At 67.1% G+C, this 2,073-nt stretch carries 2 protein-coding genes; both read right to left on the minus strand.

Features of this window, described 5'->3' with window-relative positions; genetic code table 11:
• The coding region (locus ACWELQ_RS44505; protein ID WP_452402988.1) for an oxygenase MpaB family protein at positions 1 to 730 on the minus strand (730 nt) is incomplete at its 3' end.
• A 338-nt stretch (positions 731 to 1,068) separates the two neighbouring features.
• Positions 1,069 to 2,073: dihydrolipoamide acetyltransferase family protein (locus tag ACWELQ_RS44510; RefSeq protein WP_452402989.1), on the minus strand; the 1,005-nt coding region annotated here is incomplete at its 5' end.

Raw genomic sequence — 2,073 nt, forward strand, 5'->3', positions numbered from 1 at the left:
TGTCGCGCACCAGATCCGGGGTGGTGCCGATGGTGAAGAAGTACTGAAGGCGGCCGACGGGCTTGGTGACCGCACGCCAGACAGGATGCAGGATGTGGGGGATCTGCTTGGGCGGTGCGATGTTCCGGATGACCTTCAGATAGTCGTAGGCGACATTGGTTACCTGCAAATGGTTTTCGACCTGATCCCAGAACCACGGCTCCCATTCGGCGTAGGTGGCCGGAATCTCCTTGGGGGCCACCGAGAAATTGCGCATGAGCTGCACCGTCTCCTGGTAGTACGCCTCCTTGTCGGCGTCGGTGAGCTGCTCGCTGGAGAAGTACTTGTTGCCTTCGGTGAAGGCGAAGACGCCGGTATGCAGCACCCATGCCCAGGGCGCGGAGGACAGCGCGCGATGCTTGACGCCCTGTGCGTCGGTCGAATTCAGGGTGGCGTGCATCTTTCGCAGCCGGTCGGCCTCGGCCAGAGCCTCGTCGCCGCCATAGACCCACATCATGACCGAGGCGATGCTGCGCATGGCGCGGCCCATCGGGTCGGTGCGGAAGGTCGAGTGCTCGTCCACCACGGCCGCGATGGTCGGTTCCATGGTCTGCAGCAGGAAGGCGGATCCGGCGGTGAGGGAGAAGGTGAGCAGCCCGACGTCATCCCACATCCGGCTGCCGGGTTCGAACGGGCGGCGATCCGGGCGGGCACCGGTGGATTCGTGGCCGAGCGCGACGGCGGCAGTCATGGTTGATCTCCTTTGATCGACCTTCCCATCGGCATGTCACGCACTCACGGGATGAGAGCCGCCGACAGGATGAGAGAGTTGCTACTAAATCTTCTCATCATGTCGTCGGAGTGGCAACCGTCACGCCGGTGAAAACGCGAAAAGCCGGACGGGGTGGACCGGCCGGGTAGTCCGGGTCCACGCCATCCGGCGTTTCCTACCCGCCGCCGGGTGAGTTCGGCTTCCGGGCGCGCGACTTGGCATGGTCGCCGCGCGCTCGGGTGGCGGGCTGCGTCGTCCGATCCTGGATCAAAAAATCGGACGCGATCAGGGGGTGTGACCTAGTCACACGGGCGTGACTAGGTCACGATGCGCAGCGGGCTCTCGATGAGGCTCTTGAGCTGCTGCAGGAACTTGGCCGCGACGGCACCGTCGATGGAACGGTGATCGGCCGACAGGGTGACGCGGAGGATCTTGCGCGACACCACCTTCTCGCCGTCGAGCTTCAGTTCGTCCTGGGCCGCGCCGACCGCGAGGATCGCGGACTCCGGCGGGTTGATGACGGCGGTGAACTGCTCGATGCCGAACATGCCCAGGTTGGAGATGGTGAAGGTGCCGCCGGACATGTCCTCGCCCTTGAGCTTCCGGTCGCGGGCGCGACCGGCCTTCTCGCGGCCCTCGGCGGCGATCGCCGACACGGACTTGCGGTCGGCGTCGTGGATGACCGGGACGAACAGGCCCGCGTCGGTGGCGACGGCGATGCCGATGTTGATCGCCTTGTGGCGCAACAGCTTGTCGCCCGCGAAGGAGACGTTCACCGACGGGTCCAGGCGCAGAGTGGTGGCGACCGCCTTCACCAGCAGGTCGTTCACGCTGACCTTGCCGGAGCCGGACTCCTCCAAGGTCTTGTTGATCTGCGCGCGGAAGGCGAGCAGCTCGGTCACATCGATCGCACTGGTCAGATAGATGTGCGGGGCCTGCTGCTTGGACTCGGTCAGGCGCTGGGCCGAGACACGCTGAATGGTGGTCAGCGGGATCTCGTCGTAGTCGCCGGTCGCGGGGGCGACGGCGGCCGGGGCGGCGACGGGAGCCGGAGCGGCGGCGGGCGCGGCGGCCGGAGCCGCTGTGCTGCTCGCGGTTTCGACATCCTGCTTGGTGACCCGGCCGTTGGGGCCGGTGCCGGTCACCGCGTTGATGTCGACACCGAGCTCCTTGGCGACCTTGCGGGCCAGCGGGGAGGTGCGCTTGCGCTCACCGGAATCGGCGACAGCTTCGGCGGAATCGGCAGGCGCGCTGCCGTTTCCGGCGGCCGGGGCCGAAACGGCCGGTGCGGCAGCCGGAGCCGGGGCGGCGGCCGGAGCCGC

The sequence above is a fragment of the Nocardia sp. NPDC004722 genome, assembly GCF_053601505.1.